The sequence below is a fragment of the Streptomyces alkaliterrae genome (assembly GCF_007097205.2).
Lineage (GTDB): Bacteria > Actinomycetota > Actinomycetes > Streptomycetales > Streptomycetaceae > Streptomyces > Streptomyces alkaliterrae.
In genome coordinates this window covers 1-24,147 of sequence record NZ_VJYK02000050.1, presented here as the reverse complement: position 1 = coordinate 24,147, position 24,147 = coordinate 1, and the positions used below count along the sequence as shown (strand labels likewise).

At 70.5% G+C, this 24,147-nt stretch carries 14 protein-coding genes and 1 pseudogene; all 15 read left to right on the top strand.

Annotation, left to right across the window (positions count from 1 at the left end; translation table 11 throughout):
* The first annotated feature begins 213 nt into the window (after positions 1-213).
* Positions 214-2,661 carry a SpoIIE family protein phosphatase gene (locus tag FNX44_RS07170; protein ID WP_143647133.1) on the top strand — a complete coding sequence of 816 codons (2,448 nt, stop codon included), beginning with the start codon at positions 214-216 and terminating at the stop codon, positions 2,659-2,661.
* 379 nt (positions 2,662-3,040) lie between these two features.
* Positions 3,041-4,786 (top strand): annotated as a pseudogene (locus tag FNX44_RS07165) (ATP-binding SpoIIE family protein phosphatase); the annotation flags it as partial.
* Between the two features lie 75 nt (positions 4,787-4,861).
* Entirely contained in the window at positions 4,862-7,681 is a 2,820-nt protein-coding gene (locus FNX44_RS07160) for an alpha/beta fold hydrolase (protein ID WP_143647131.1), read from the top strand.
* Complete coding sequence (locus FNX44_RS07155) at positions 7,678-8,529, top strand: ABC transporter permease (protein WP_143647130.1); 852 nt, start codon at positions 7,678-7,680, stop codon at positions 8,527-8,529. The genes FNX44_RS07160 and FNX44_RS07155 overlap by 4 nt, the downstream gene beginning before the upstream one ends.
* Positions 8,530-8,703: 174 nt before the next feature.
* The gene (locus FNX44_RS07150; protein WP_143647129.1) at positions 8,704-11,028 is read left to right on the top strand and encodes an ABC transporter family substrate-binding protein; all 2,325 of its coding nucleotides are present in this window, start codon (positions 8,704-8,706) and stop codon (positions 11,026-11,028) included.
* Positions 11,029-11,244: 216 nt separating this feature from the next.
* Entirely contained in the window at positions 11,245-13,110 is a 1,866-nt protein-coding gene (gene typA, locus FNX44_RS07145; RefSeq protein ID WP_143647128.1) for a translational GTPase TypA, read from the top strand.
* Between the two features lie 535 nt (positions 13,111-13,645).
* Positions 13,646-15,283: a peptide ABC transporter substrate-binding protein gene (locus tag FNX44_RS07140; RefSeq protein ID WP_143647127.1), complete on the top strand. Its 1,638-nt coding sequence runs from the start codon at positions 13,646-13,648 to the stop codon at positions 15,281-15,283.
* A 122-nt stretch (positions 15,284-15,405) separates the two neighbouring features.
* Positions 15,406-16,335: an ABC transporter permease gene (locus tag FNX44_RS07135; RefSeq protein ID WP_143647136.1), complete on the top strand. Its 930-nt coding sequence runs from the start codon at positions 15,406-15,408 to the stop codon at positions 16,333-16,335.
* Positions 16,328-17,281 carry an ABC transporter permease gene (locus tag FNX44_RS07130; RefSeq protein WP_143647126.1) on the top strand — a complete coding sequence of 318 codons (954 nt, stop codon included), beginning with the start codon at positions 16,328-16,330 and terminating at the stop codon, positions 17,279-17,281. The genes FNX44_RS07135 and FNX44_RS07130 overlap by 8 nt, the downstream gene beginning before the upstream one ends.
* An 11-nt stretch (positions 17,282-17,292) precedes the next feature.
* Complete coding sequence (locus FNX44_RS07125; protein ID WP_143647125.1) at positions 17,293-18,351, top strand: ABC transporter ATP-binding protein; 1,059 nt, start codon at positions 17,293-17,295, stop codon at positions 18,349-18,351.
* The gene (locus FNX44_RS07120) at positions 18,344-19,525 is read left to right on the top strand and encodes an ABC transporter ATP-binding protein (protein ID WP_143647124.1); all 1,182 of its coding nucleotides are present in this window, start codon (positions 18,344-18,346) and stop codon (positions 19,523-19,525) included. The genes FNX44_RS07125 and FNX44_RS07120 overlap by 8 nt, the downstream gene beginning before the upstream one ends.
* 280 nt (positions 19,526-19,805) lie before the next feature.
* Complete coding sequence (locus FNX44_RS07115; protein WP_228449719.1) at positions 19,806-20,804, top strand: ABC transporter permease; 999 nt, start codon at positions 19,806-19,808, stop codon at positions 20,802-20,804.
* 26 nt (positions 20,805-20,830) lie between these two features.
* On the top strand, positions 20,831-22,624 hold the full coding sequence (locus FNX44_RS07110) for an ABC transporter substrate-binding protein (RefSeq protein ID WP_153506969.1): 1,794 nt from the start codon (positions 20,831-20,833) through the stop codon (positions 22,622-22,624).
* Positions 22,625-22,634: 10 nt separating this feature from the next.
* A complete protein-coding gene (locus FNX44_RS07105; protein WP_143647123.1) occupies positions 22,635-23,612 on the top strand; it encodes an ABC transporter permease in 978 nt (325 codons plus the stop codon).
* 13 nt (positions 23,613-23,625) lie between these two features.
* The coding region (locus tag FNX44_RS07100) for an ATP-binding cassette domain-containing protein (protein ID WP_438948027.1) at positions 23,626-24,147 on the top strand (522 nt) is incomplete at its 3' end.

Genomic DNA, 24,147 nt, shown 5'->3' with positions numbered 1-24,147 from the left:
GGACACGCCCGAGGGGCGCGGCGCCGACGGACGCTCGCCCGTCCCGGCGCCGCGGCGTTACCTGGTGGAGCGTTTGGAGTATCCGGGCGGTACCGAGGCCTGACCACGTGCACAATCGGGGTGTGGGCCGCCGGCCCGCCGGCCGCCGGGCGCAGTGCGTGATACCCACCCGACCGCGCTCGGGGACGACCACCCGAGCAGGGACGTGGCGCTGTGAGCCAGCCGGAGGACTCAGCGGACTCGCTGTTCGACGCGCTGCCCATCGGCGTGGTCATCCTCGACATCGGCGGGCGTGTGCTGCTGTGGAGCCCGACCACCGAGGACCTGCTGGGCTGGCGCGCCGAGGAGGCCGCCGGGCGTCGCTTCGCCGAGTTCCTTTCGCCCTCGGACGGCTCCAACGACTTCACACTGCGGGTCTACGGCCAGCTGCGCCGCGGCCGGGTCTGGCGGGGCTTTGTCAGCGGGCGGCACCGCGACGGGTACGGCGTCGACCTCCAGGCGCAGGCCGCACTGCTGGAGGACGCCGACGGCGAGCCGTTCATTCTGGCCAACGTCGTGGAGATCAGCCGGCTGCGCGCGATCGAACACGACCTGGCCGCCCTCGACGCGCTCTTCGACTCCTCCCCGCTCGGCATCGCGCTCTTCGACGAGCAGAAGCGGTTCGTCCGGGTCAACAAGGCGCTGGCCGAGCTCAACCGGACACCGGTGGAGGAACTGCTCGGCCGCACCGTCGAGGACGTGCTGCCCGCCTTCATGGCCGACGAGATCTCCAAGGTCCAGTCCGCCGTGTTGGAGAGCGGCCGCACGATCGTCGACATGATCATGCCCGCGCCCGACGGCATCGGCGCCCGCTCGGTCTCCTACAGCCGCCTCACCGACCGCTCCGGCAACGTGCTCGGCGTCAGCTGCACGATCATGGACATCACCGAACGCCGCGAGGCGCTGCGGAAGATCGACCGGGCAAGGCAGCGGCTGAAGCTCCTCGACGACGTCAGCGTGGCGCTCGGCGACCTGCTCGACGTGCGCCGCCTCTCCCGCGCCCTGGCCCGCGCCCTCGTCCCGCGCTTCTCCGACTACGCGGGCGTCATGCTGCGCACCGAGGTCGTCCAGGGCGCCGAACTCCCCGAGACCGCCCCGCGCCTGGGGGTCCCGCTGCTCCAACTGGGCGTCGCCGCCAAGACCACCGGGTCCCGGGTGGAACGCATGCTGCGCGCCGGACAGGACGTCGCGCTCGCCCCCGACTCCTTCTTCGCCACGGTGCTGCGCACCGGGCGCCCCCACCTGGCCACCTCCCAGCGCGAACTCCTCGACGCGACCTACCCCGGCGACCCCAAGGTGCAGGCCGCGCTCGACCTCGACATCCACTCGCTGATGTGCGTGCCGCTCAGTGCCCGCGGCATCGTGCTGGGCCTGCTGGTGATCAGCCGGGCCGGCGAGCGGGAGGGCTTCGACCAGGACGACGTCACCCTCACCATGGAACTCGCCGGCCGGGCCGGCGTCTCCCTGGACAACGCCCGGCTGTACGCGCGGGAGCGCGAGGGCGCGCTGATGCTGCAGCGCAGCCTGCTGCCGCAGCGCGTGCCCAGCGTGCCCGGCGTCCGGGTGGGCTTCCGGTACGTGCCGGGCAGCAGCGGCACCGAGGTCGGCGGCGACTGGTTCGACGTCATCCCGCTGGCCGGCGGCCGGGTCGCCCTGGTGGTCGGCGACGTGATGGGACACGGCCTGCGGGCCGCCGCCACCATGGGCCGGCTGCGCACCGCCGTCCGCACCCTCGCCCCGCTGGACCTGCCGCCGCACGAACTGCTGCGCCGCATCAACGACCTCGCCGACGACCTCGCCCAGGGCCCCGAGGAACCGCTCATGGCCACCTGCGTCTACGCGGTCTACGACACCTCCACCCGGCAGTGCTCGATCGCCCTCGCCGGCCACGTCCCCCCGCTGCTCGTCCACACCCCGCCCACCGGCGGCCAGCGCCGCGCCGTGCCGCTCGACCTGCCCGCCGGTGCGCCGCTGGGCGTCGGCGAGGACGTGCGCTTCGAATCGGTCGACTTCACCGTGGAGGAGGGCGCGGTACTCGTCCTCTACACCGACGGCCTGATCGAGACCAGGGGCGAGGACATCACCGAAGGCCTCGACCGCCTGGTGCGCCGACTCTCCGGCAGCGGCAAGCCCTTCGACATCGAGGACACCTGCGACGACCTGCTGGGACTGCTGACCCCCGGCGGCAGCAGGGCCCCCAGCCAGGGCGACGACGTGGCGCTGCTGGTCGCCCAACTCGGCGGACTGCCCGACGACAGCTCGGTGAGCTGGACGTTCCCCACCGAGACCCGGGCCGTGCGCCGGGCCCGCCGTGAGGTGCGCGCGGTGCTCCACCGCTGGGGGCTGGACGAACTGGCCGACGAGGCCGTGCTGCTGGTCAGCGAACTCGTCACCAACTCGCTGCGCTACGCCCACGGCCCGATCGGCGTCCGCATGGTGCGCGGCAGCTCGCTGCTGGTCGAGGTCTCCGACTCGCTGCCCGACCCGCCGCGCCAGCGCGTCCCCGACCCGGACGACGAGGGCGGGCGCGGCATCCAGCTCGTCGCCCAGGCGGCCCGCCGCTGGGGCACCCGCCAGGGACCGGTCGGCAAGACCGTCTGGTTCGAACTCAACCTGCCCTGAACAGGACTGGCGCGGCGGTTCCCGAGAGGTTATGGGCTCAGTGGTTCCCGCCGGGTGGCGCCGGGGGCATACGGCGTCGCACGCCGCGCGCCGTGCGCCGGGGGCGCCCCCACCGGGCGGGCGACGGGGGTTCGAGCCGCGTGCGCGTGGTTATGAGAAGGGAAGACAGCGACGCTAACGGCGGGACGCATGTGACGCGGGATGAGATTCCGGACGCTGTCAGTAGCAGAAGCGAGAAGCGGACTTGTGGACGATGGCCAAGACGGTGTGCCGAAGCGCCGACTCCTGCAAGACTGCACCCGGGCTCGTGAGCCGGGACGACGGGGAAGGGGCTGCGTTGAGCGACATTCCAGCCGACGCGGGCAAGCCGGACGACGTTCGCCGCGCGTTGGCGCTGTTGAACGCCGCCGGAGCACGCATGGGCAACTCCCTCGACCTGGAGCGGACCGCGCGCGAACTGCTGGACATCGCGGTCCCGCAGTTCTGCGACCTCGCCTCGGTGGACCTCTACGAGGAGGTGCTGGCCGGCGACGACCCGCACCAGGGCAGCGGCGAGGGCTCGGCGCCGCTGCGCCGCGTCGCGTTCGCCAGCGCCGTCGGTGACGGCTCGGACCCCGACACCGTCCCGCTCGGCTCCACCCACCGCTACGCCTTCGAGTCGCCCTGCGCCGCCGCCCTGCGCACCGCCCGGGTCAAATCCGTGCATCCGGTGGAGAACCGCGACGGCGAGAGCGTCTCCGCGTTCGGCATCGTGGTGCACTCCACGCTGGCCGTGCCGATGATCGCCGGTGAACGGGTGCTGGGCCTCGTGCAGTTCTCCCGCGCCAAGGGCAGCGAGCGCTTCGGCGACCGGGACGCCGCGCTCGCCGCCGAACTGGCCGCCCGCGCGGCCGTGTGCATCGACAACGCCCGGCTCTACCGCCGCGAGCACGAGCGCGCCCTGATACTCCAGCGCAGCCTGCTGCCGCCGGGCAACCCCGAGGCGGCCGGCCTGGACATCGCCTGCCGCTACCGGCCCGGCGCCGCGGCCACCGAGGTCGGCGGCGACTGGTTCGACGTCATAGGGCTGCCCGGCCACCGCACCGCGCTGGTCGTCGGCGACGTCATGGGCCGGGGCCTGCGCGCCGCCGTCGCCATGGGCGAACTCCGCACCGCCGTACGGACACTCGCCCTCCTCGACCTCGAACCCGCCGAGGTACTCGAGGCGTTGGACGAGATCGCGCGCGGCCTCGGCGACACCCGCTACAGCCGCCGCGAGGACGGCGACCTGGCCGAGGTGTACCTGGCCACCTGCGTCTACGCCGTCTACGACCCGGTCTCCCGGCGCTGCACCATCGCCAACGCGGGGCATCTGCCGCCCGTCCTCGTGGAGCCCGGCCGGGCCCTCGGCGACGTCCCGGCGCCCGTCCTGCTCGCCGACGTGCCCAAGGGCGTCCCGCTGGGCGTCGGCGGCGAACCCTTCGAGCAGATCGAGATCCAGCTCCCGGACGGCGCGCTGCTCGCGCTCTACACCGACGGCCTGGTCGAGTCCCGCCACCAGTCGCTGGACGTCGGCCTGGAGACCTTCCGCAGCACCCTCGGCGACAGCAACCGCCCCCTCGAGGAGGTCTGCGACCGGGTCTTCGCCGGCATCGACGCCGACGGCGAGGACGACATGGCGCTGCTCCTCGCCCGGGTGCACGGCCTGCCAGGCTCCGCCGTCGGCGACTGGCGGCTGCCCGCCGAGCCGCGCTCGGTGGCACGCGCCCGCGAGCTCGCCCGCGCCCAGCTCGCCGAATGGGACCTGGGCGCCCTCACCGACACCACCGAACTCCTCGTCAGCGAGCTGGTCACCAACGCGCTGCGGCACGGCGCCGGCACGATCCGGCTGCGGCTGCTGCTCGACCACTGCCTGGTGTGCGAGGTGTGGGACAGCGGTCAGGTGCAGCCGCGCCGGCGCCGCGCCCAGGACACCGACGAGGGCGGGCGCGGGCTCCAGCTCGTCGAGCTGCTGTCCGCGCGCTGGGGCAGTCGGCGGACCCCGGCGGGCAAGGCCGTCTGGTTCGAGCTGAAGCAGCCCAAGACGGCCAGCTCCCGGGAGGTCGACCCGGTACAGGCCCTGCTGGACGCGTATCCGGCGCTGTAGGGCCCCGGCTCCAGGCGGATTCCAGGGCGCGGGGCCGTTCGCCGGTCGCCCGGCGGACGACTTAGGGTTCTGGTCATGGGACTTCGACTGGCCGCGACCCGGCGGCGCCTCGTCGCCGGAGCCGTGGCGCTTTTGCTGCTCGGCGGGGCGGGGGCCGCCACCGCGGTGGTCGCCGGCTCCCCGGAGCCCGTGCACCGCAGTGACCAGCGCCTCACCATGCCGGACGCGAGGATCGACACCTCGTTCTTCACCACCGGACCGTCCGACCGGCGCCGCCCCGCGGTGCTGCTCGGCCACGGCTTCGGCGGCAGCAAGAACGAACTAGCCGAACAGGCCGAGCAGTTGGCGAGGGACGGCTACGCCGTGCTGACCTGGTCCGCGCGCGGCTTCGGCAAGTCGACCGGGCGGATCGGGCTCAACGACCCCGAAGGCGAGGGCGCCGACGTGCGCCGCCTCGTGGACTGGCTCGCGAAGCGCCCCGAGGTGCAGCTCGACGCCGAGGGCGACCCGAGGGTCGGGGTGACCGGCGCGTCCTACGCGGGCGCCGCCGCACTGCTCGCCGCCGGTCAGGACAAACGCGTCGACGCCATCGCCCCGATGATCACCTACTGGGACCTCGCCGACGCGCTCTTCCCGGAAGGCGTCTACAAGAAGCTGTGGGCCGGCGTCTTCTTCACCACCGGCTCCCTCGCCCCCGGCGGCGACCCGCGCGGCGTGCCCGGCGGCACCGGCGGTTCCGGCGGTGAGGACGGCCCCGGCGAACCGCCCCGACGCGGCGGCGGCAACTCAGCCGAGCGTCCGCAGACGCGGCCCGCCGACGGCTGCGGCAGGTTCCAACCGGAGCTCTGCCGGATGTACGAGCGGGTCGCCGAGGCGGGCCGCCCCGACGCCGAGGCGCGGAAGCTGCTCGCCGAACGCAGCCCCGCGGCGTTCGCCGAACGCGTCCGGGTCCCGACGCTGGTCGTGCACGGCCAGTCCGACTCCCTCTTCCCGCTCGACCACGGCGACCGCATCGCCCGCGCGGTCAGCGGCAACGGCGCGCCGGTGGCCGTCGACTGGATCGCCGGCGGCCACGACGGCGGCGACACCGAGATCGACCGGGTCCGGCAGCGCGTCACCGCCTGGTTCGACCGGCACCTGCGGGGAGACGAGTCCGCCGACACCGGACCCGCCTTCCGGGTCTCCCGCACCGGCGGCATCAACTCCACCAACGGCTCCGCGACGCTGCGCGGCGCCAGCGCGTCCGCCTACCCCGGACTGCGCGCCGGCGCCGTCGACGTGCCGCTCGCGGGCCCGCAGCAGACCTTCCGCAACCCGCCCGGCGCCGGCCCGCCGTCCTTGTCGACGATCCCGGGCCTCGGCGGCGGCCTGGACCAGCTGCGGTCGTTCAACGTCAGCATCAGCCAGGACATGCCGGGCCAGTTCGCCGCCTTCCGCTCCGAGCCGCTCGACCGCTCGCTGCGGATCACCGGCACCCCGACCGCCACCGTCCACGTCCGCGCCTCCGACGCCGCGGCCGCGGCCCGGGACAAGGGCGGGACGGAAGCCGTGCTGTTCGGCAAGGTCTACGACGTCGCCCCCGACGGGCGGCGGACCCTGCCCGCCCAACTCGTCAGCCCCGTACGGGTCACCGGCGCCGACGAGGGCCGGACCGTCCGGCTGCGGCTGCCCGCCGTGGACCACGAGGTCAAGGCCGGCCACCGGCTGGAACTCGTCGTCGCCTCCACCGACCTCGCCTACGCCTCCCCGCTCCGGGCCGCCGACTACACCGTGTCGCTCGCCGACCCGGCGCTCAGCGTTCCCACCGCCCCGGCGGTCCGCACCGACGCGGCGGCCTTCCCCTGGTGGGTCTGGGGCCTGCCGCTCGCCGGCGCCCTCATCGCCCTCGCCCTGCTGCTCACCGCCCGCCGCGGCCGCGGCGCCCACGGCCCGACGGAGCCCGACCCGGAACTGACCGACGTCCCGCTGGAGATCACCGGACTCAGCAAGCGCTACGCCGGCTCCGCCGACCGCTACGCCGTCCGCGACGTGGGCTTCCGTGTGGAGAAGGGCCAGGTCCTGGGGCTGCTCGGCCCCAACGGCGCCGGCAAGACCACCACCCTGCGCATGCTGATGGGCCTCATCACCCCGGACGCCGGGGAGATCCGCGTCTTCGGCCACCCGGTGCGCCCCGGAGCCCCGGTGCTCTCCCGGGTGGGCGCCTTCGTCGAAGGCGCTGGCTTCCTGCCCCATCTGAGCGGACGCGCCAACCTGGAGCTGTACTGGCGGGCCACCGGCCGCCCCGCCGAGGACGCGCACGTCGACGAGGCGCTGGAGATCGCCGACCTCGGCGAGGCGCTGGACCGCGCGGTCCGCACCTACTCCCAGGGCATGCGGCAGCGGCTGGCCATCGCCCAGGCCATGCTCGGCCTGCCCGACCTGCTCATCCTCGACGAACCCACCAACGGTCTCGACCCGCCGCAGATCCGGGAGATGCGGGAGGTCATGATCCGCTACGCGGAGACCGGCCGGACCGTCATCGTCTCCAGCCATCTGCTCTCCGAGGTCGAGCAGTCCTGCACGCACCTGGTCGTGATGGACCGGGGACGGCTTGTGCAGGCCGGGCCGGTCGCCGAGATCACCGGCGCGGGCGACAGCCTGCTCGTCGGCCTCGCCGGCGAACCGGACGCCGAACGGCTGGCCAAGTACGCCGAGCAGGCCGCCGCCGTCCCCGGCGTGGCGTCCGCCGAGCCGGCCCCGCCGCCGGAGGGCGGACTGCTGCTGCGGCTGGACGGCGGGTCCGCCGCCGACGTGCTCGGCGCCCTGGTCGCCGCCGGCCTGCCCGTCGAGCGCTTCGGACCCAACCGGCGCCTCGAGGACGCCTTCCTGACCATGATCGGAGGACCGTCCGCATGAACCGGCATCTGGAGGCCGCCCCCGGCTACCGGGCGGGCCACACGCTCCCGCTGCGCGTGGAGGCCGTACGGCAGCTGCGCCGCCGCCGCACGCTTGTCATGGGCGGGCTACTGGCCGCCCTGCCGTTCATCCTGCTCATCGCCTTCGCGGTCGGCGACGGCGACCGGCCCAGCCGGCGGATCACCCTGATGGACACCGCCACCGCCTCGGGGCTGAACTTCGCGGCCGTCTCGCTGTTCGTCTCCGCCGGCTTCCTGTTGGTCATCCCGGTGGCGCTGTTCTGCGGAGACACCGTCGCCTCCGAGGCCGGCTGGTCCTCGCTGCGCTACCTGCTCGCGGCGCCGGTGCCCAGGTGGCGGCTGCTGTGGAGCAAGCTGGTGGTGGCGCTCGCGTTCAGCGTCGCGGCGATCGTGCTGCTGCCGCTGGTCGCGCTGGTGGTGGGCACCGTCGCCTACGGCTGGGGGCCGCTGCGCATCCCCACCGGCGGTTCGCTCCCGGCGGACGAGGCGCTGCTGCGGCTCGGTCTGGCCGTGGTGTTCATCGTGCTGTCCCAGCTGGTCACCGCGGGCCTGGCGTTCTGGCTCTCCACCCGTACGGACGCGCCGCTGGGCGCGGTGGGCGGCGCGGTCGGACTGGTCATCCTCGGCAACGTGCTGGACGCGGTGACCGCGCTGGAGGACTGGCGGGAGTTCCTGCCCGCGCACTGGCAGTTCGCCTGGCTGGACGCGCTCCAGCCGGAGCTGGTCTGGGACGGCATGGTCAAGGGCACGGCCGTGTCGCTCGCCTACGCACTGGTGCTGTTCGCGCTCGCGTTCCGAGGCTTCGGCCGCAAGGACGTCGTTTCCTGAGACGGACACCGTGAGGGTTCTTCCGGGGCCGCCAACCGGGTGGGGTTGGCGGCCCCGGCGTCGTGTCGCCGCGGTGTCCGGGAGGACGCCGGTTATTGCTGGGGCCATAGATGTGATGAACGGCATATGTGTCCGTGTGACTCGTATGCGTGGCGCCCCGGAGGTACACCGCAAATGCCAGCCTCGCCAGCCCCCGACACCGCCTTCCGCCGGCGTTGCGTGGCCGTGCTCGCCGCCGGCGCGCTGCTGCCGCCGGTCCTCGCCGGCTGCGGCTCAGCCGACGAGCCCAGCGAGGGCAAGGGAGGCGCCACCCGCGACGTCTCCGCCGTCGCCCGCGACCGCACAGCCTCCGGAGGAACACTGCGCTGGGCGGTGGACGCCATGCCCAGCACCCTCAACGCCTTCCAGTCCGACGCCGCCGAGGCCACGGACCGGATCGCCGCCGCCACGCTCCCGGCGCTGTTCACCCTCGACGCCCGCGGGGTACCGCAGCCCAACCCGGACTACCTGCAGTCTGCCGAGGTCACCGCGCGGGAACCGCAGCAGACCGTCGTCTACACCCTCACCGCCAAGGCCCGGTGGAACGACGGAAAGGTCATCGGCGCGGGCGACTTCGAGGCCCAGTGGAAGGCGCTCAGCGGCAGCGACAGCGCCTACTGGAGTGCCCGCAACGCCGGCTACGACCGCATCCACAAGATCGAGTCGGGTGAGAAGCCGCGCCAGGTGAAGGTCACCTTCGCCCGCCCCTACAGCGACTGGAAGTCGCTGTTCACCCCGCTGTACCCGCGCTCGGTGATGGGCGACCCCAAGGCGTTCAACGAGGCGTCGCGCACCCGGCTGCCGGCCGCCGCCGGCCCCTTCCAGCTGGCCGACGACGGCGAGCTGGGCAAGAAGGCCCGCACGGTCACCCTGGAGCGCAACCCGAAGTGGTGGGGCGACAGGGCCCGACTCGATTCGATCGTGCTCACCCCGGTGGCTCGGGGGAAGCGGGCGAAGGCGCTGGCCGAGGGCAAGCTCGACCTCGCCGAGATCGAGGCCTCGGAACTCACCAAGGTGCTCGACGGCGGCCGGGGGTCCGGAGCGAGTGCCCCGCCCGAGAAGGCCGCCAAGCCGGAGAAGCCGGAAAAGCCGGAAAAGCCGGAGAAGAAGGCGCCCAAGGACGCGGACAAGGACGCGGACAAGGACACCACCAAGGACGCGGACAAGGACGCTGAGGAGGAAGCCGACGCCGACGCCGCCGACGCCGCGGACGAGCAGGCCGCCGACGGCAAGAGCGGGAAGGCGGCTGCCAAGGCCGCGGAGGCCGCGGCGAAGGCCGCCGAGCAGCGGAAGAACCTCCGCGAGCTGACCGTCCGGCGCGCGCTCGGCCCGGCGTACACCCAGCTCACCATGAACGCCACCTCCGGGCCCCTCCGCGACGAGCGCGTCCGCCGGGCCATCGCCCGCGCGCTGGACCGCGACAAGCTGGCGGCCGAGGCGATGCGTCCGATCGAACTGCCCGGCAAGCCGCTCGGCAGCCATCTGCGGCTGGCCGGCCAGGAGGGCTACCACGACAGCAGTGCCGCGCTGGGCAAGCCGGGCACGGAAGCCGCCGCCGGACTGCTGGCCGCCGCCGGCTGGAAGGGCGGTCCGCTGCCCGACGCCCGGGCCGCCTCGGGGGCGGACGCCGAGCAGAGCGACAAGGGGGCCAGAGCGAAGGCCGCCGACCAGGGGGGCGGCTCCCCGCACACCGTCACCGCGCCCGTCTTCGGCGGTCTCACCCACAGCTCGGCGACCGCCCACGTCGGCCTGCTGCGGCAGACCGCCTACGCGGACGAGCGGGCGGCGGACGCCGCCGAGAGCGAGGGCGGCGAACGCCTCACAGCCCTGCGGAACCAGGCCGACGAGTCGCAGAAGGAGGCCGACGAGGCCTACCGGGCGCTGTCTCGGTTCGTCGGCGGGCTGCTGCGCGCCGAGGGCAGCCTGGTGCGGGTGAAGGAGGGCAAGGAGCTGGTGCTGCGCATGGTGCTGCCGGCCGGCCCGGGCTCCGAGCAGCTGCGTTCCACCGGCCACCGCATCGCCTACATGCTGGAGCGCGTCGGCGTGCGCGCCGAGATTCAGCAGGTCCGCGACGAGTCGTACTTCGCCGACCACATCGCCTCCGGGGACTTCGACCTGGCGCTGTTCTCCTGGCCGGTGAGCGCGTTCCCGGTGACGGACGCCCGGCCGGTCTTCGCCAAGCCGGTGCCGGCGCCGAACGGGACGCTGATGATCGAGCAGAACTACTCCCGGGTCGGCACCGACCAGATCGACCTGCTCTTCGAACAGGCGGCGAACGAGCTGGACGACCGGGCCCGCCAGGACCTCCTGCGGCGGATCGACGCCCGGGTCTGGGCGGTGGCCGGTTCGGTGCCGCTGTACCAGCGGCCGGAGCTGGTCGCGGTGAACAGGAAGCTGGTCAACGCGGGCGCCTTCGGCTTCGAGACCCCGCGCTACCAGGACATCGCCTACCGCTCCTGACGAGGCGGTCGGCACCCACGGGGGCGGTACGGCACGGCCCGTCCCGCCCCCGTCGTGCCGCCCGTCCGGCCCGCCTGGTGAACGGCCGGGGAGGAGCGTTGCCCGTACGGGCCGTAACATGGGAGAGCCTGGCCGTGGCAGATGATCAGTCCGGCGGGCGCGTGACCCGGAAGGTTGCGCAGCATCCACGACACCCCGGAGAAGCGGCCGCTAGCCATGCCCACGCGCAACGACATCCGTAACGTCGCCATCGTCGCCCACGTCGACCACGGCAAGACCACCCTCGTCGACGCCATGCTCAAGCAGGCCGGCGCCTTCGCCGCCCACCAGCAGGTGGACGACCGGGTGATGGACTCCAACGACCTGGAACGCGAGAAGGGCATCACCATTCTCGCGAAGAACACCGCGGTGAAGTACCACCCCAAGGGCGGTGGCGGCCCGGTGACGATCAACATCATCGACACCCCGGGCCACGCCGACTTCGGCGGCGAGGTCGAGCGCGGTCTGTCGATGGTCGACGCGGTGGTGCTGCTGGTGGACGCCTCCGAGGGCCCGCTGCCGCAGACCCGTTTTGTGCTGCGCAAGGCCCTCCAGGCGAAGCTGCCGGTGATCCTGTGCATCAACAAGACCGACCGCAGCGACTCGCGGATCGCCGAGGTCGTCGACGAGACGTACGACCTGTTCCTGGACCTGGACGCGACCGAGGACCAGATCGAGTTCCCGATCGTCTACGCCTGCGCCCGGGACGGCATCGCCTCGCTGACCAAGCCGGAGGACGGCACCGTCCCGGCTGACAGCGACAGCCTGGAGCCGTTCTTCACCACGCTGCTGGAGACCGTGCCGGCGCCCTCCTACGAGGAGAACGCCCCGCTCCAGGCGCACGTCACCAACCTCGACGCGGACAACTTCCTCGGCCGTATCGCCCTGTGCCGGGTGCAGCAGGGCACGCTCCGCAAGGGCCAGACGGTCGCGTGGATGAAGCGCGACGGCTCGATCCAGAACGTCAGGATCACCGAGCTGCTGATGACGGACGCGCTCACCCGCAAGCCGGCCGAGGAGGCCGGGCCCGGTGACATCTGCGCGGTCGCCGGCATCGCCGACATCATGATCGGCGAGACGCTGGCCGACGCGGAGAACCCGATCGCGCTGCCGCTGATCCAGGTGGACGAGCCGGCCATCTCGATGACCATCGGCACCAACACCTCGCCGCTCGTCGGCAAGGGCGGCAAGGGTCACAAGGTGACCGCCCGCCTGGTGAAGGACCGGCTGGACCGCGAGCTGATCGGCAACGTCTCGCTGCGGGTGCTGCCGACCGAGCGCCCGGACGCCTGGGAGGTCCAGGGCCGCGGTGAGCTGGCGCTGGCGATCCTGGTGGAGACGATGCGCCGGGAGGGCTTCGAGCTGACCGTCGGCAAGCCGCAGGTGGTCACCAAGGAGATCGACGGCAAGCTCCACGAGCCGGTCGAGCGGATGACCATCGACGCCCCCGACGAGTTCCTGGGCGCGATCACGCAGCTCATGGCGAGCCGCAAGGGCCGCATGGAGACGATGACCAACCACGGCTCCGGCTGGGTGCGGATGGAGTTCATCGTGCCCTCGCGCGGCCTGATCGGCTTCCGCACGGAGTTCCTGACGGAGACGCGCGGCACCGGTATCGCGCACTCCATCTCCGAGGGCCACGAGCCGTGGTTCGGCGAGCTGCGCACCCGCCGCAGCGGCTCCCTGGTGGCGGACCGGGCCGGCGTGGCGACGCCGTTCGCGATGCTTAACCTCCAGGAGCGCGGCGTGATCTTCGTCGAGCCCACCACCGAGGTGTACGAGGGCATGATCGTCGGCGAGAACTCGCGCTCGGACGACATGGACGTGAACATCACCAAGGAGAAGAAGCTCACCAACATGCGGGCCGCGTCGGCCGACACCACGGAGAACCTGGTGCCGCCGCGCAAGCTCTCGCTCGAGCAGTCCTTGGAGTTCTGCCGTGAGGACGAGTGCATCGAGGTGACCCCGGATGCCGTTCGCATCCGCAAGGTCGTGCTGGACCAGAAGGAGCGTGCGCGGGCGCTGTCGCGCTCCAAGCGCTGACCTTCCGCCAGGTCGTGGCGACGGCCGGGACGTGGACCGAGGGGTCCCGCGTCCCGGCCGCCCTCATGGCGCCCTCTTGCGGGCGCCGGTGACGACGTGTTGTATCTCACTCGGGCCCCCGGTCGGGCGGCCCGGAGGCCGTGTGCGGGTCGCGTTGGCGTCGAGGCGAGTGGATCTTCGATCGTCAAGCGGGTTTAGGTGACCCACCGTCCGTAATCCGAACTCCGGATGGCGAAAGACGCGTTAACAGTCCGTTTCGCGTCCGTCTGTAACGGATTGTTTTGTCCGGATTTCGGACCTTCGGTGGCTCGTTATGTGACCAAACCGAGATCCCTCACGTGTGGTTTACGGGCTCGCTGTGCCCAATAGTGGGGTCCATCGAGCTCGGGTCCGGGTCATGTGCTGTTGGGGGCGCTGATTCGTGACAGCGGGGGCGTTGTCCGGCATGACCATGCCGGGTTTCGGCATGACCATGCCGAAGGAAGCAGCGTGTTCCCGTCCCGTAATGACAGTGGACTCCTGAGGAGGCAAACCCATGCGCGGTGCCAAGAGCGCCAAGTGGGTCGCGAGTGCGATAGTCGTGGCCCTGGCGGCGACTGCATGCGGTGGCAACGACAGCAGCAATGACGGCGGCAAGGGCGAGGTTGACCCGAACGGTGTGTTCCGGCTCACCAACTCGGAGCCGCAGGGCAACCTCCAGCCCGCCAACTCCCGTGACACGGCCAGCGGCCAGGTCATCAAGGGCCTGTTCTCCCAGCTCGTCGACTACAAGAAGGACGGCAGCGCGGAGCTCGTCTACGTCAACGCCGAGTCGGTGGAGACCGAGGACAACAGGACCTGGACCGTCAAGCTCAAGAAGGGCTGGAAGTTCCACGACGGCGAAGAGGTCACCTCGAAGTCCTTCGTCGACGCCTGGAACTGGGCGGCGAACATCGACAACAACCAGCAGAACAGCTACTGGTTCGCCGACATCAAGGGCTACGAGGACGTCCACCCGAGCAAGGGCAAGCCGAAGGCCAAGGAGATGTCCGGCCTGAAGGTCGTGGACGACCACACCTTCACCATCGAGCTGACCGAGCCGGTCACCTACTTCAACTACAAGCTGGCCTACAGCGCGTGGTCCCCGCTGCCGAGCAAGTTCTACGACGACCCGAAGGCCTACGGCGACAAGCCGGTCGGCAACGGTCCGTACAAGTTCGTCAGCTGGGAGCGCAAGAAGAAGATCACGCTCGAGCGCTACGACGAGTACCAGGGTCCGGACAAGGCCGAGAACGGCGGCGTCGAGCTGGTCGTCTACAACACCCTCGAGGCCCAGTACCAGGCCGTCGCCTCCGAGAAGGCCGACGTCATCACGCAGATTCCGCCGCGTGACCTGCCCAAGTACCGCCAGGACTTCGGCGACCGCGCCATCGACGCCCCCATGGCCGGTGTCCAGTCCATCGTCCCGGTCTTCTACGGCGACCAGTGGAAGCTGGGCGACGAGAAGAACGCCAAGCTCCGCCAGGGCCTGTCCATGGCGATCGACCGCAAGACGATCACCGACAAGGTGCTGAACGGCAGCCGCGTGCCGGCCACCGGCTTCGTCGGCCCGAACGTCCTGGGCTTCCAGGAGGGCGTGCTCGGCGAGGTCGCCGAGTACAACCCGGAGAAGGCCAAGAAGACGATCGAGGACGCCGGCGGCGTTCCCGGCAACAAGGTCCACATCCAGTACAACGCCGACGGCGGTCACAAGGAGTGGGTCGAGGCGGTCTGCAACAACATCCGCCAGAACACCGGCGTCGAGTGCATCCCGGACGCGAAGGTCGACTTCCAGACCGACCTCAACACCCGTGACGCCAAGAAGGTCAAGTCCATGTACCGCGGCGGCTGGGTGCTGGACTACCCGGTCAACGTGAACTTCATGCGCGAGCTGTACGAGACCGGCGCCGACTCCAACACCGGTTTCTTCTCCAGCAAGAAGGTCGACGAGCTCTTCAAGAAGGGCGACTCGGCCGCGGACCTGGACGGCACCGTCAAGGCCTACCAGGACGCGGAGAAGGAGCTCGTCAAGGAGATGCCGGCCATTCCGCTCTGGTACTACTCCACGCAGGCCGCGCACAGCAAGAAGGTCAACAACGTCGAGTTCGACCTCGCGAACTTCCTGCTGATGCACAAGGTCAAGGTCGTGAAGTAATCGCCGGGTAGTTCCCGAACGTCGCACACCGCACTGACGGTAGTGGCGTAGGAGCCGGGGGTGGTCCCACTCAAGAAGTGGGGCGACCCCCGGCTTACCAGAATGTGGACATGGAGGAAATAATGGGGCGTTATGTCGCTCGGCGACTGCTCCAGATGATCCCGGTTTTCATCGGGGTCACGCTGCTGGTCTTCCTCATGATGTACGCGCTTCCCGGCGATCCCGTGCGCGCGCTCTACGGAGACCAGACCATCGACCCGGCCCAGATCGCAGCGATCAAGGCGGACCTCGGGCTCGACCTGCCCTTGTGGCAGCAGTACTGGAACTATCTGATGGGTCTCCCACAGGGTGACTTCGGCGAGCAGATCGCCACCGGCCTACCGGTGGGCGAGGTGATCGCGAGAGCACTGCCCATCACGGCGAGACTCGCGCTGCTCGCGTTCATCATCATCGTGATCGTCGGCATCGGTCTCGGCATGGTCGCCGGCCTGAACGCCGGCCGCTGGCCCGACACCGTCGTACTGTTCGTCACCCTGATCTTCATCTCGGTGCCGGTCTTCGTGCTCGGTTACATCTACCAGTACGTGTTCTCCAACACGTTGAACTGGACGTCACCACTGGTCACGGATTCGGAGAATCTCGGCGAGTTGTTGATGCCGGCCTTTGTGCTGGCGTCGTTGTCGCTTGCCTACGTCGCGAGACTCACCCGTAGTTCCGTCGCCGAGAACCGGCGCGCCGACTACATGCGGACCGCCATCGCCAAGGGTCTGCCCCAGCGCCGGGTGCTGAGCGTGCACCTGCTGCGCAACTCCATGATCCCGGTGGTCACCTTCCTCGGTGTCGACATCGGCACCCTGATGGCCGGCGCGGTCGTGACCGAGGGCATCTTCAACATCAACGGCATCGGCAGCGAGTTGTTCACCGCGCTCTTCCGTCGTGAAGGTTCGACGGTGGTCGGTCTGGTGACGCTGATCGTGATCATCTATCTCGCCATCAGCCTGCTCGTCGACCTGCTGTACGCGGTGCTTGACCCGAGGATTCGCTATGCCTGACCTGACCAAGACCGAAGAGACCGAGCCGGTCAAGGCCCCGGTCGCCGAGGGCGCTCCTGTCCCCCCGGCGGACCCGGCGGTCGGCAAGCCCCGCAGCCTGTGGTCGGACGCCTGGTCCGACCTGCGCCGCAGCCCGATGTTCATCATCTCCTCGGCGATGATCCTCCTGCTGCTGGTCATCGCCGCCTTCCCAGGCTGGTTCACCAGCCTGAGCCCGCGCGACAGCGACATGGCGCTCTACCTCCAGAAGCCGCAGTTCGGCGCCTTCTTCTCGCCCGAGTGGCTGGGCTACGACGGCCAGGGCTACAGCGTCTACACGCGACTGATCCACGGCGCCCGCAACTCGATCCTGATCGGCGTCTCGGTGACCGTGCTGGTCACCTTCGTCGGCGGTCTGCTCGGCATGCTCGCCGGTTACTTCGGCGGCTGGGTGGACACCGTCATCTCCCGCATCACCGACGTCTTCCTCGGCCTGCCGTTCCTGCTCGGCGCGATGGTCATCCTGGTCTCCTTCGAGACCCGGGCCGTGTACGTGATCGTCCTGGCGCTGGCCGTGCTCGGCTGGACCCTGGTCGCCAGGGTCATGCGCGGATCGGTGATCACGGTCAAGCAGGCCGACTACGTGATGGCCGCCAAGGCGCTGGGCGCCAGCACCACCCGGATCCTCTTCCGGCACGTGCTGCCCAACGCCGTGACCCCCGTCATCGTGGTCGCCACCATCGCGCTCGGCGGTTACATCTCGGCCGAGGCGACGCTGTCCTTCCTCGGCATCGGCCTGGCCCCGCCGGCCGTCTCCTGGGGTGTGGACATCAACACCGCCAAGGACCTGCTGCGCAACGCGCCGCACGTGCTGCTGTGGCCGGGCCTCATGCTGAGCTTCACGATCCTGGCGTTCATCATGTTCGGCGAAGCCGTGCGCAACGCCCTCGACCCCAAGCTGCGCTGAGGGAGGCGTACGTGACCACCACACAGAAGACCGCGGACCTTCCCGCGGCGAAGAGCGCCGACTCGGCCGGTACTCCACTGCTCCAGGTCAAGGACCTGCACGTGGAGTTCCACACCCGGGACGGCGTGGTCAAGGCGATCAACGGTGTCAACTACAGCGTCGACTCCGGTGAGACGCTGGCGGTGCTGGGCGAGTCGGGTTCCGGCAAGTCCGTCACCGCGCAGGCCATCATGGGCATCCTGGACATGCCGCCCGGTCGCATCCCGAGCGGCGAGATCCTGTACCGGGGCCAGGACATGCTCACCATGTCCGGTGAGGAGCGCCGGAAGATCCGGGGTCGCAAGATCGCGATGATCTTCCAGGACGCGCTGTCCTCGCTGAACCCGGTGCTCAGCGTCGGCTACCAGCTCGGCGAGATGTTCCGGGTCCACCAGGGGCTGTCCAAGAAGGACGCCAAGGCCAAGGCCATCGAGCTGATGGACCGGGTCCGCATCCCGGCCGCCAAGGAGCGGGTGAACGACTACCCGCACCAGTTCTCCGGCGGTATGCGGCAGCGCATCATGATCGCGATGGCGCTGGCCCTGGAGCCGGACCTGATCATCGCGGACGAGCCGACGACCGCGCTGGACGTCACCGTGCAGGCCCAGGTCATGGACCTGCTGGCGGAGTTGCAGCGCGAGTACAACATGGGTCTGATCCTGATCACCCACGACCTGGGTGTGGTCGCCGACGTGGCCGACAAGATCGCCGTGATGTACGCGGGCCGGATCGTCGAGACCGCGCCGGTGCACGAGCTCTACAAGCGCCCGGCACACCCCTACACGAAGGGCCTGCTGGACTCCATCCCGAGGCTGGACCACAAGGGCTCGGAGCTGTACGCGATCAAGGGCCTGCCGCCGAACATGGCGCGGGTGCCCGCCGGCTGCGCGTTCAACCCGCGCTGCGACCGCGCCCAGGACATCTGCCGCACCGAGGTGCCGGCTCTGCACCCGGTGACCGAGCAGGACGGCACCACCCTGGTCGGCCGGGGCAGCGCCTGCCACTTCTGGAAGGAGACGATCCATGGCTGACCTGGACAAGCAGGGCGGCACGCCCGAGCAGGGCGGCGGGGACGTCTCGGAGTCGTCCACCACGGCCGAGGTCGAGGCGGCGTTCGCCAAGACGGTCGACCGGGGGGAGCCGATCCTCCAGGTGCGGAACCTGGTCAAGCACTTCCCGCTCACCCAGGGAATCCTCTTCAAGAAGCAGATCGGCGCGGTCCGCGCGGTCGACGACATCTCCTTCGACCTCTACCAGGGCGAGACCCTGGGTGTCGTGGGCGAGTCCGGCTGCGGCAAGTCGACCGTCGCCAAGCTGCTGATGAACCTGGAGACCCCGACCTCCGGTCAGATCCTCTACAAGGGCGAGGACATCAGCCGGCTGTCGGGGCGGGCGCTGAAGGCGGTGCGGCGGAACATCCAGATGGTGTTCCAGGACCCGTACACCTCCCTCAACCCGCGGATGACGGTCGGCGACATCATCGGCGAGCCGTTCGAGATCCATCCGGAGGTGGCGCCGAAGGGCGACCGCCGCCGGAAGGTCCAGGAACTGCTCGACGTGGTGGGCCTGAACCCGGAGTACATCAACCGGTACCCGCACCAGTTCTCCGGCGGCCAGCGGCAGCGCATCGGCATCGCCCGGGGCCTGGCGCTCAACCCGGAGATCATCATCTGCGACGAGCCGGTCTCGGCGCTGGACGTCTCGGTGCAGGCGCAGGTCATCAACCTGATGGAACGGCTCCAGGACGAGTTCAACCTGTCCTACGTCTTCATCGCCCACGACCTGTCCATCGTCCGGCACATCTCCGACCGCGTCGGCGTGATGTACCTGGGGAAGATGGCGGAGATCGGCACCGACGCCGAGATCTACGACCACCCGACCCACCCGTACACGCAGGCGCTGCTCTCCGCCGTGCCGCAGCCCGACCCGGCAACCCGGGACCAGCGGGAGCGCATCATCCTCACCGGTGACGTGCCCTCGCCGGCGAACCCGCCGTCCGGCTGCCGCTTCCGCACCCGCTGCTGGAAGGCCCGGGCGCGTTGCGCGCTGGAGGTGCCGGACCTGGCCGTGCCGGCGGAGTTCCGCTACGTGGAGGGGCCCGCGCACCACGACTCGGCGTGCTTCTTCGCCGAGGACAAGCCGGAGGTCACCCACCCGCAGGAGCCGCCGGCCCCCGAGGACCCGGCGCGCGGCAGGGCGGACTAGGGCCTGCCCGGAGGGCTGAGACTCCGCGGGGGGACGGCCGGGGCGTCGCGCTCCCCGGCCGTCCGCGACGGCACCCGCACGGCCGTACGACACCAGCGTGCGGTACCGCGATATCAACCGTGATTCACGCCGATTGCCCACGTGTTAACGCGGGTACGGGCGGCCGAAAAGCGACCATACGAAAAATGTGTCATTGGTGTAGGCCGGTGAATGTCCTTGACCGTCCGCCGCCTTGTTGGGAAAGTCACTGCTCACTCCACCTCTTCCGCACGGGGGGACGTTGACCGAGACCACCTCAGCTCCGGTGGATTCGGCGGCCGCCGGTTCCACCGCCGGGGAAGTCGCCGGACGCTCGCCGGGGCAGCTCATGTGGCGGCGCTTCCGGCGCGACCGCTCCGGAGTGGTCGCCGCCTGTGTGGTGCTGTTCTTCTTCGCCGTCGCGCTCTTCGCACCGGTCATTTCCCGGCTGTACGGCAAGGACCCGTACACCCGGTACGGGCACGAGCGCGAAGGGCTGCTCAACGAGTTCGAGTACCCGGTGAAGCCGAACGGCGGCATCGACGGCGAGTTCTGGTTCGGCCTCGAACCCGGCCAGGGCCGGGACGTGTTCACCCAGCTGATCTTCGGCATCCGCACCTCGCTGGGCATCGCGGTGGCCGTGACCGTCCTGGCGGTGCTGACCGCGATCGTCATCGGTGTCAGCGCCGGCTACCTCGGCGGAAAGGCCGACTATCTGCTGAACCGGCTGATCGACCTGTTGATGGCCTTCCCGAACCAACTCTTCTTTGTCGCCTTCATGCCGATCGTGGCGGCGCTGTTCGTGGACCCGGCGGAGGAGACGCCGGCGTACATCCGGGTGGTTTCGGTCATTCTTGTCCTGTGGTTCCTGGGCTGGATGACGTTGGCCAGAATTCTCCGCGGAGTCACCCTCTCGCTGCGGGACCGGGAATTCGTCGAGGCCGCCAAGGTCAGCGGCGCCTCGCCGTGGTGGATCATCCGCCGGGAACTCCTGCCGAACCTGGTGACCCCGATTCTCGTCCAGGCGACCATCATGCTGCCGACGTTCGTCACCACTGCCGCGGCCCTTTCCTTCCTCGGCGTGGGAATCATGGAACCGACCCCGGACTGGGGCCGGATGTTCGCGCGCGGCGCGGAGGTCTACCAGTCCGACCTCACCTACATGTTCTTCCCGGCGGGCGCGATGGTGATCTTCATCGTCGCCTTCAACCTGCTCGGGGACTCCGTCCGGGACGCGTTCGACCCGAGGGGGCAGCGGTGACCGACCGACGACAACAGGCAGGGGCCATGGGCAAGCAGAGAGCACTTCAGCCGCGCGTGCGGACCGTCCTGGCGGCGCTGGTCGTCGGCGCGCTGGCGGCGGCCGGTTGCAGCCCCGGCGGTGGAGGCGACACCGGGCCGAGGGAGCAGACCCGGGCGGAGCGCGCGACGCTCATCGAGTTCGCCGACGCCAAGGCGTCCACCGGCCCGGCCGAGGAGGCGCCCGGCGCCCGGCGCGGCGGTGTGATGCCGGTACTCGAACGCGACAGCTACGAGCATCTGGACCCGGCCCAGATGTACGTCAACTCGCAGACCACCATGGCCAGTCTGATCCACCGCCGGCTGACCGCCGTCAAGCTGGACAACAAGGGCCGCTACAGCGTCGTCGGCGACCTGGCCACCGACTCGGGGCGGGTCTCGGACAACGGCCGCACCTGGACCTACACCCTCAAGGAGAACATCCGCTTCGAGGACGGCAGCCCGATCACCTCACGCGACGTCCGGCACACCATCGAGCGGCTGTACGCCGACTTCGTCACCGAGGGGCCGAAGTTCGTCCAGGAATGGCTGGCGGACACCTCAGGCGCCGGCCACCGCAAGCTGCTGCCCGGCGGACCGTACAAGGGCGGCCACCTGCCCGACGACGTGCTGGAGACCCCGGACGACCGGACGATCGTCTTCCACTTCAAGCGGCCGCGCAACGACCTTCCCTACGCGCTCTCCCTCACCGGCTACGGCGTCGTCTCCCAGAAGCGGGACACCAGGGAGCGCTACGACCGCGCCCCGGCCACCTCCGGGCCCTACAAGATCGGGGAGTTCCGGCGCGGCCGGTCGATGACCCTCGTCCGCAACGACCAGTGGGACCCGAAGACCGACCCGGTACGGCACGCCTACGTCGACCGGTTCGAGATCACGTTCAACCACGAGTACGGCAAGAGCGCCCGCGAACTGCTCGCCGACGCCGACCCGAACGCCGTCACCTGGAGCGGTTCCGTCGACGTCGACACCGCCCAGCAGGTCCTGAAGGACAAGGACGCGCGGTCCCGCACCATCGAGGGCTACCAGATCTTCGTCGCCCAGATGGCCATCAACATGGACCGGGTCGATGACCACCGGGTCCGCCGGGCCATCGCCCACGCGCTGCCCACCCGGGCCGTGCTCGCGCCCTACGGCCCCGGCATCGGCGGCGAACTCACCGGCGGCTACCTCAACCCCACCCTGCCGGGCGCCGACCCCTCCTACGACCCCTTCGACAAGGTGAGCAAGCCCGGCGGCGACGTGAAGAAGGCCCGGGAGTTGCTGGAGGAGGCCGACGCGGTCGGCACCCGCCTGGTCTACGCGCACTCCACCGCCGACGCCGACCAGAAGGGCTCGGTGGCGGTCGCCGACGCGCTGAAGAAGGCCGGCTTCGACGTACAGCGCAAGGAGGTTCCGGTCGACAACTACTACGACCGCATCGGCAAGGTGGACAACGGCTGGGACATCTACCGCAGCAACTGGGGCCACGACTGGGCCAGCGCGGCGACCGTCATCCCGCCGCAGTACGACGGCCGCGCCATCGAGGACGGCTCCGCCAACTACTCCCACCTCAACGACCGGAAGGTCAACCGGGAGATCGACCGGATCACCGCCATCACCGAACCGGAGAAGGCCGCCACCGAGTGGTTCGGACTCGGGAAGTACATCCTGGAGGAGATCACCCCCGCCGTGCCGCTCTTCGCGTACAAGCAGCTCCAGATCGCCGGCTCGAACGTCGGCGGCGTGGTGTTCCACAACGAGCACAGCGGAGTCGACCCCACCCGGCTCTACCTGAAGAAGTAGCCGGAACCAGATGATCAGGTTCCTGCTGCGTCGCGTGCTCGGCGCGACGGTCATCCTGCTGGTCATCAGCGCGGTGACCTTCCTGCTCTTCTACAGCATCCCCCGCGACCCGGCCCGGCTCGCCTGCGGCAAGACGTGCGACCCGGAGTCGCTGGCGATGATCCGGGCCAGCCTCGGGGTCGACCGGCCGGTGCCGGTGCAGTACTGGGAGTACCTGGTGGGGATCTTCGCCGGGCGGGACTTCGCCGCCGGTCCCTGCCCGGCGCCCTGCCTCGGCTACTCCTTCCGCGACCAGTCGCCCGTCCTGGAGACCATCCTGGACCGGGTCCCCACCACCGCCTCGCTGGCGCTCGGGGGAGCGGTGGTCTTCCTGACCGTCGGACTCGCCCTCGGCATGATCGCCGCCCGCAACCAGGGCAACCTCGTGGACAAGGGCCTCAGCTCGCTGTCCCTGGTGATGAGTTCGATGCAGATCTACCTGGTCGGCCCGCTGGTGCTCGCGGTCTTCGTCTACCACCTCCAGCTGCTGCCGAGTCCGCGCTACGTCGACCTGACGGAGGACCCGGTCGGCTGGTTCAAGGGGCTGCTGGTGCCCTGGCTGGTGATGTCGATCATCTTCACCGCCGCCTACACCAGGATGGCACGCTCCACGCTCGTCGAGCAGCTGCGCGAGGACCACGTGCGCACCGCGCGGGCGAAGGGCATGTCCGGGCGCACGGTGTTCTTCCGGCACGCCTGGCGCGGCTCGCTGATCCCGATCGTCACCATCCTCGGCGTCGACCTCGGCTCGCTCTTCGGCGGCGCGATGGTCACCGAGTTCACGTTCGCCCTGCCCGGGCTCGGGCGGCTCGCCGTCAACTCCGTCACCCAGACCGACCTTCCGATGCTGATGGGCGTGATGCTGTTCGCCGCCGCGATGATCATCGCCTTCAACATCCTGGTCGACGCCGTGTACGCGTGGATCGACCCGCGCATCCGACTGTCGTAGGAGCGAGATGACGATGACGGGTTCGACGGAGCCGCTGCTCGGCGTACGCGATCTGCGGGTGCGGTTCGACACCGAGGACGGCGTCGTACGGGCCGTGGACGGCCTCTCCTTCGAGCTGGCCCGCGGCCGCACGCTCGGCGTCGTCGGGGAGTCCGGCAGCGGCAAGTCCGTGATGAGCATGGCGCTGCTCGGCCTGCACGACCGGCGCGGCACCCGCACCGAGGGCTCGATCCGCTTCGACGGCCGGGAGCTGGCCGGAGCGGACGAACGGGAGCTGGAACGGCTGCGCGGCCGCCGGATGGCGATGATCTTCCAGGACCCGCTGACCGCCCTCTCGCCTTACCACACGGTGGGCCGCCAGATCGCCGAGCCGTACCGCAAGCACCTGGGCGCCTCCCGCCGGGCCGCCAGGGCCCGGGCCGTGGAGATGCTGGACCGGGTCGGCATCCCGCACGCCAGGCTCCGGGCGGACGACTATCCGCACCAGTTCTCCGGCGGTATGCGGCAGCGGGTGATGATCGCGATGGCGCTCGTG

Excerpts from the sequence above, each read along its gene's own strand:
- FNX44_RS07160 (WP_143647131.1), top strand. The coding sequence starts at position 4,862 with ATGGGACTTCGACTGGCCGCGACCCGGCGGCGCCTCGTCGCCGGAGCC.
- FNX44_RS07155 (WP_143647130.1), top strand. The coding sequence starts at position 7,678 with ATGAACCGGCATCTGGAGGCCGCCCCCGGCTACCGGGCGGGCCACACG.
- FNX44_RS07150 (WP_143647129.1), top strand. The coding sequence starts at position 8,704 with ATGCCAGCCTCGCCAGCCCCCGACACCGCCTTCCGCCGGCGTTGCGTG.
- typA (WP_143647128.1), top strand. The coding sequence starts at position 11,245 with ATGCCCACGCGCAACGACATCCGTAACGTCGCCATCGTCGCCCACGTC.
- FNX44_RS07140 (WP_143647127.1), top strand. The coding sequence starts at position 13,646 with ATGCGCGGTGCCAAGAGCGCCAAGTGGGTCGCGAGTGCGATAGTCGTG.
- FNX44_RS07135 (WP_143647136.1), top strand. The coding sequence starts at position 15,406 with ATGGGGCGTTATGTCGCTCGGCGACTGCTCCAGATGATCCCGGTTTTC.
- FNX44_RS07130 (WP_143647126.1), top strand. The coding sequence starts at position 16,328 with ATGCCTGACCTGACCAAGACCGAAGAGACCGAGCCGGTCAAGGCCCCG.
- FNX44_RS07120 (WP_143647124.1), top strand. The coding sequence starts at position 18,344 with ATGGCTGACCTGGACAAGCAGGGCGGCACGCCCGAGCAGGGCGGCGGG.
- FNX44_RS07110 (WP_153506969.1), top strand. The coding sequence starts at position 20,831 with ATGGGCAAGCAGAGAGCACTTCAGCCGCGCGTGCGGACCGTCCTGGCG.
- FNX44_RS07105 (WP_143647123.1), top strand. The coding sequence starts at position 22,635 with ATGATCAGGTTCCTGCTGCGTCGCGTGCTCGGCGCGACGGTCATCCTG.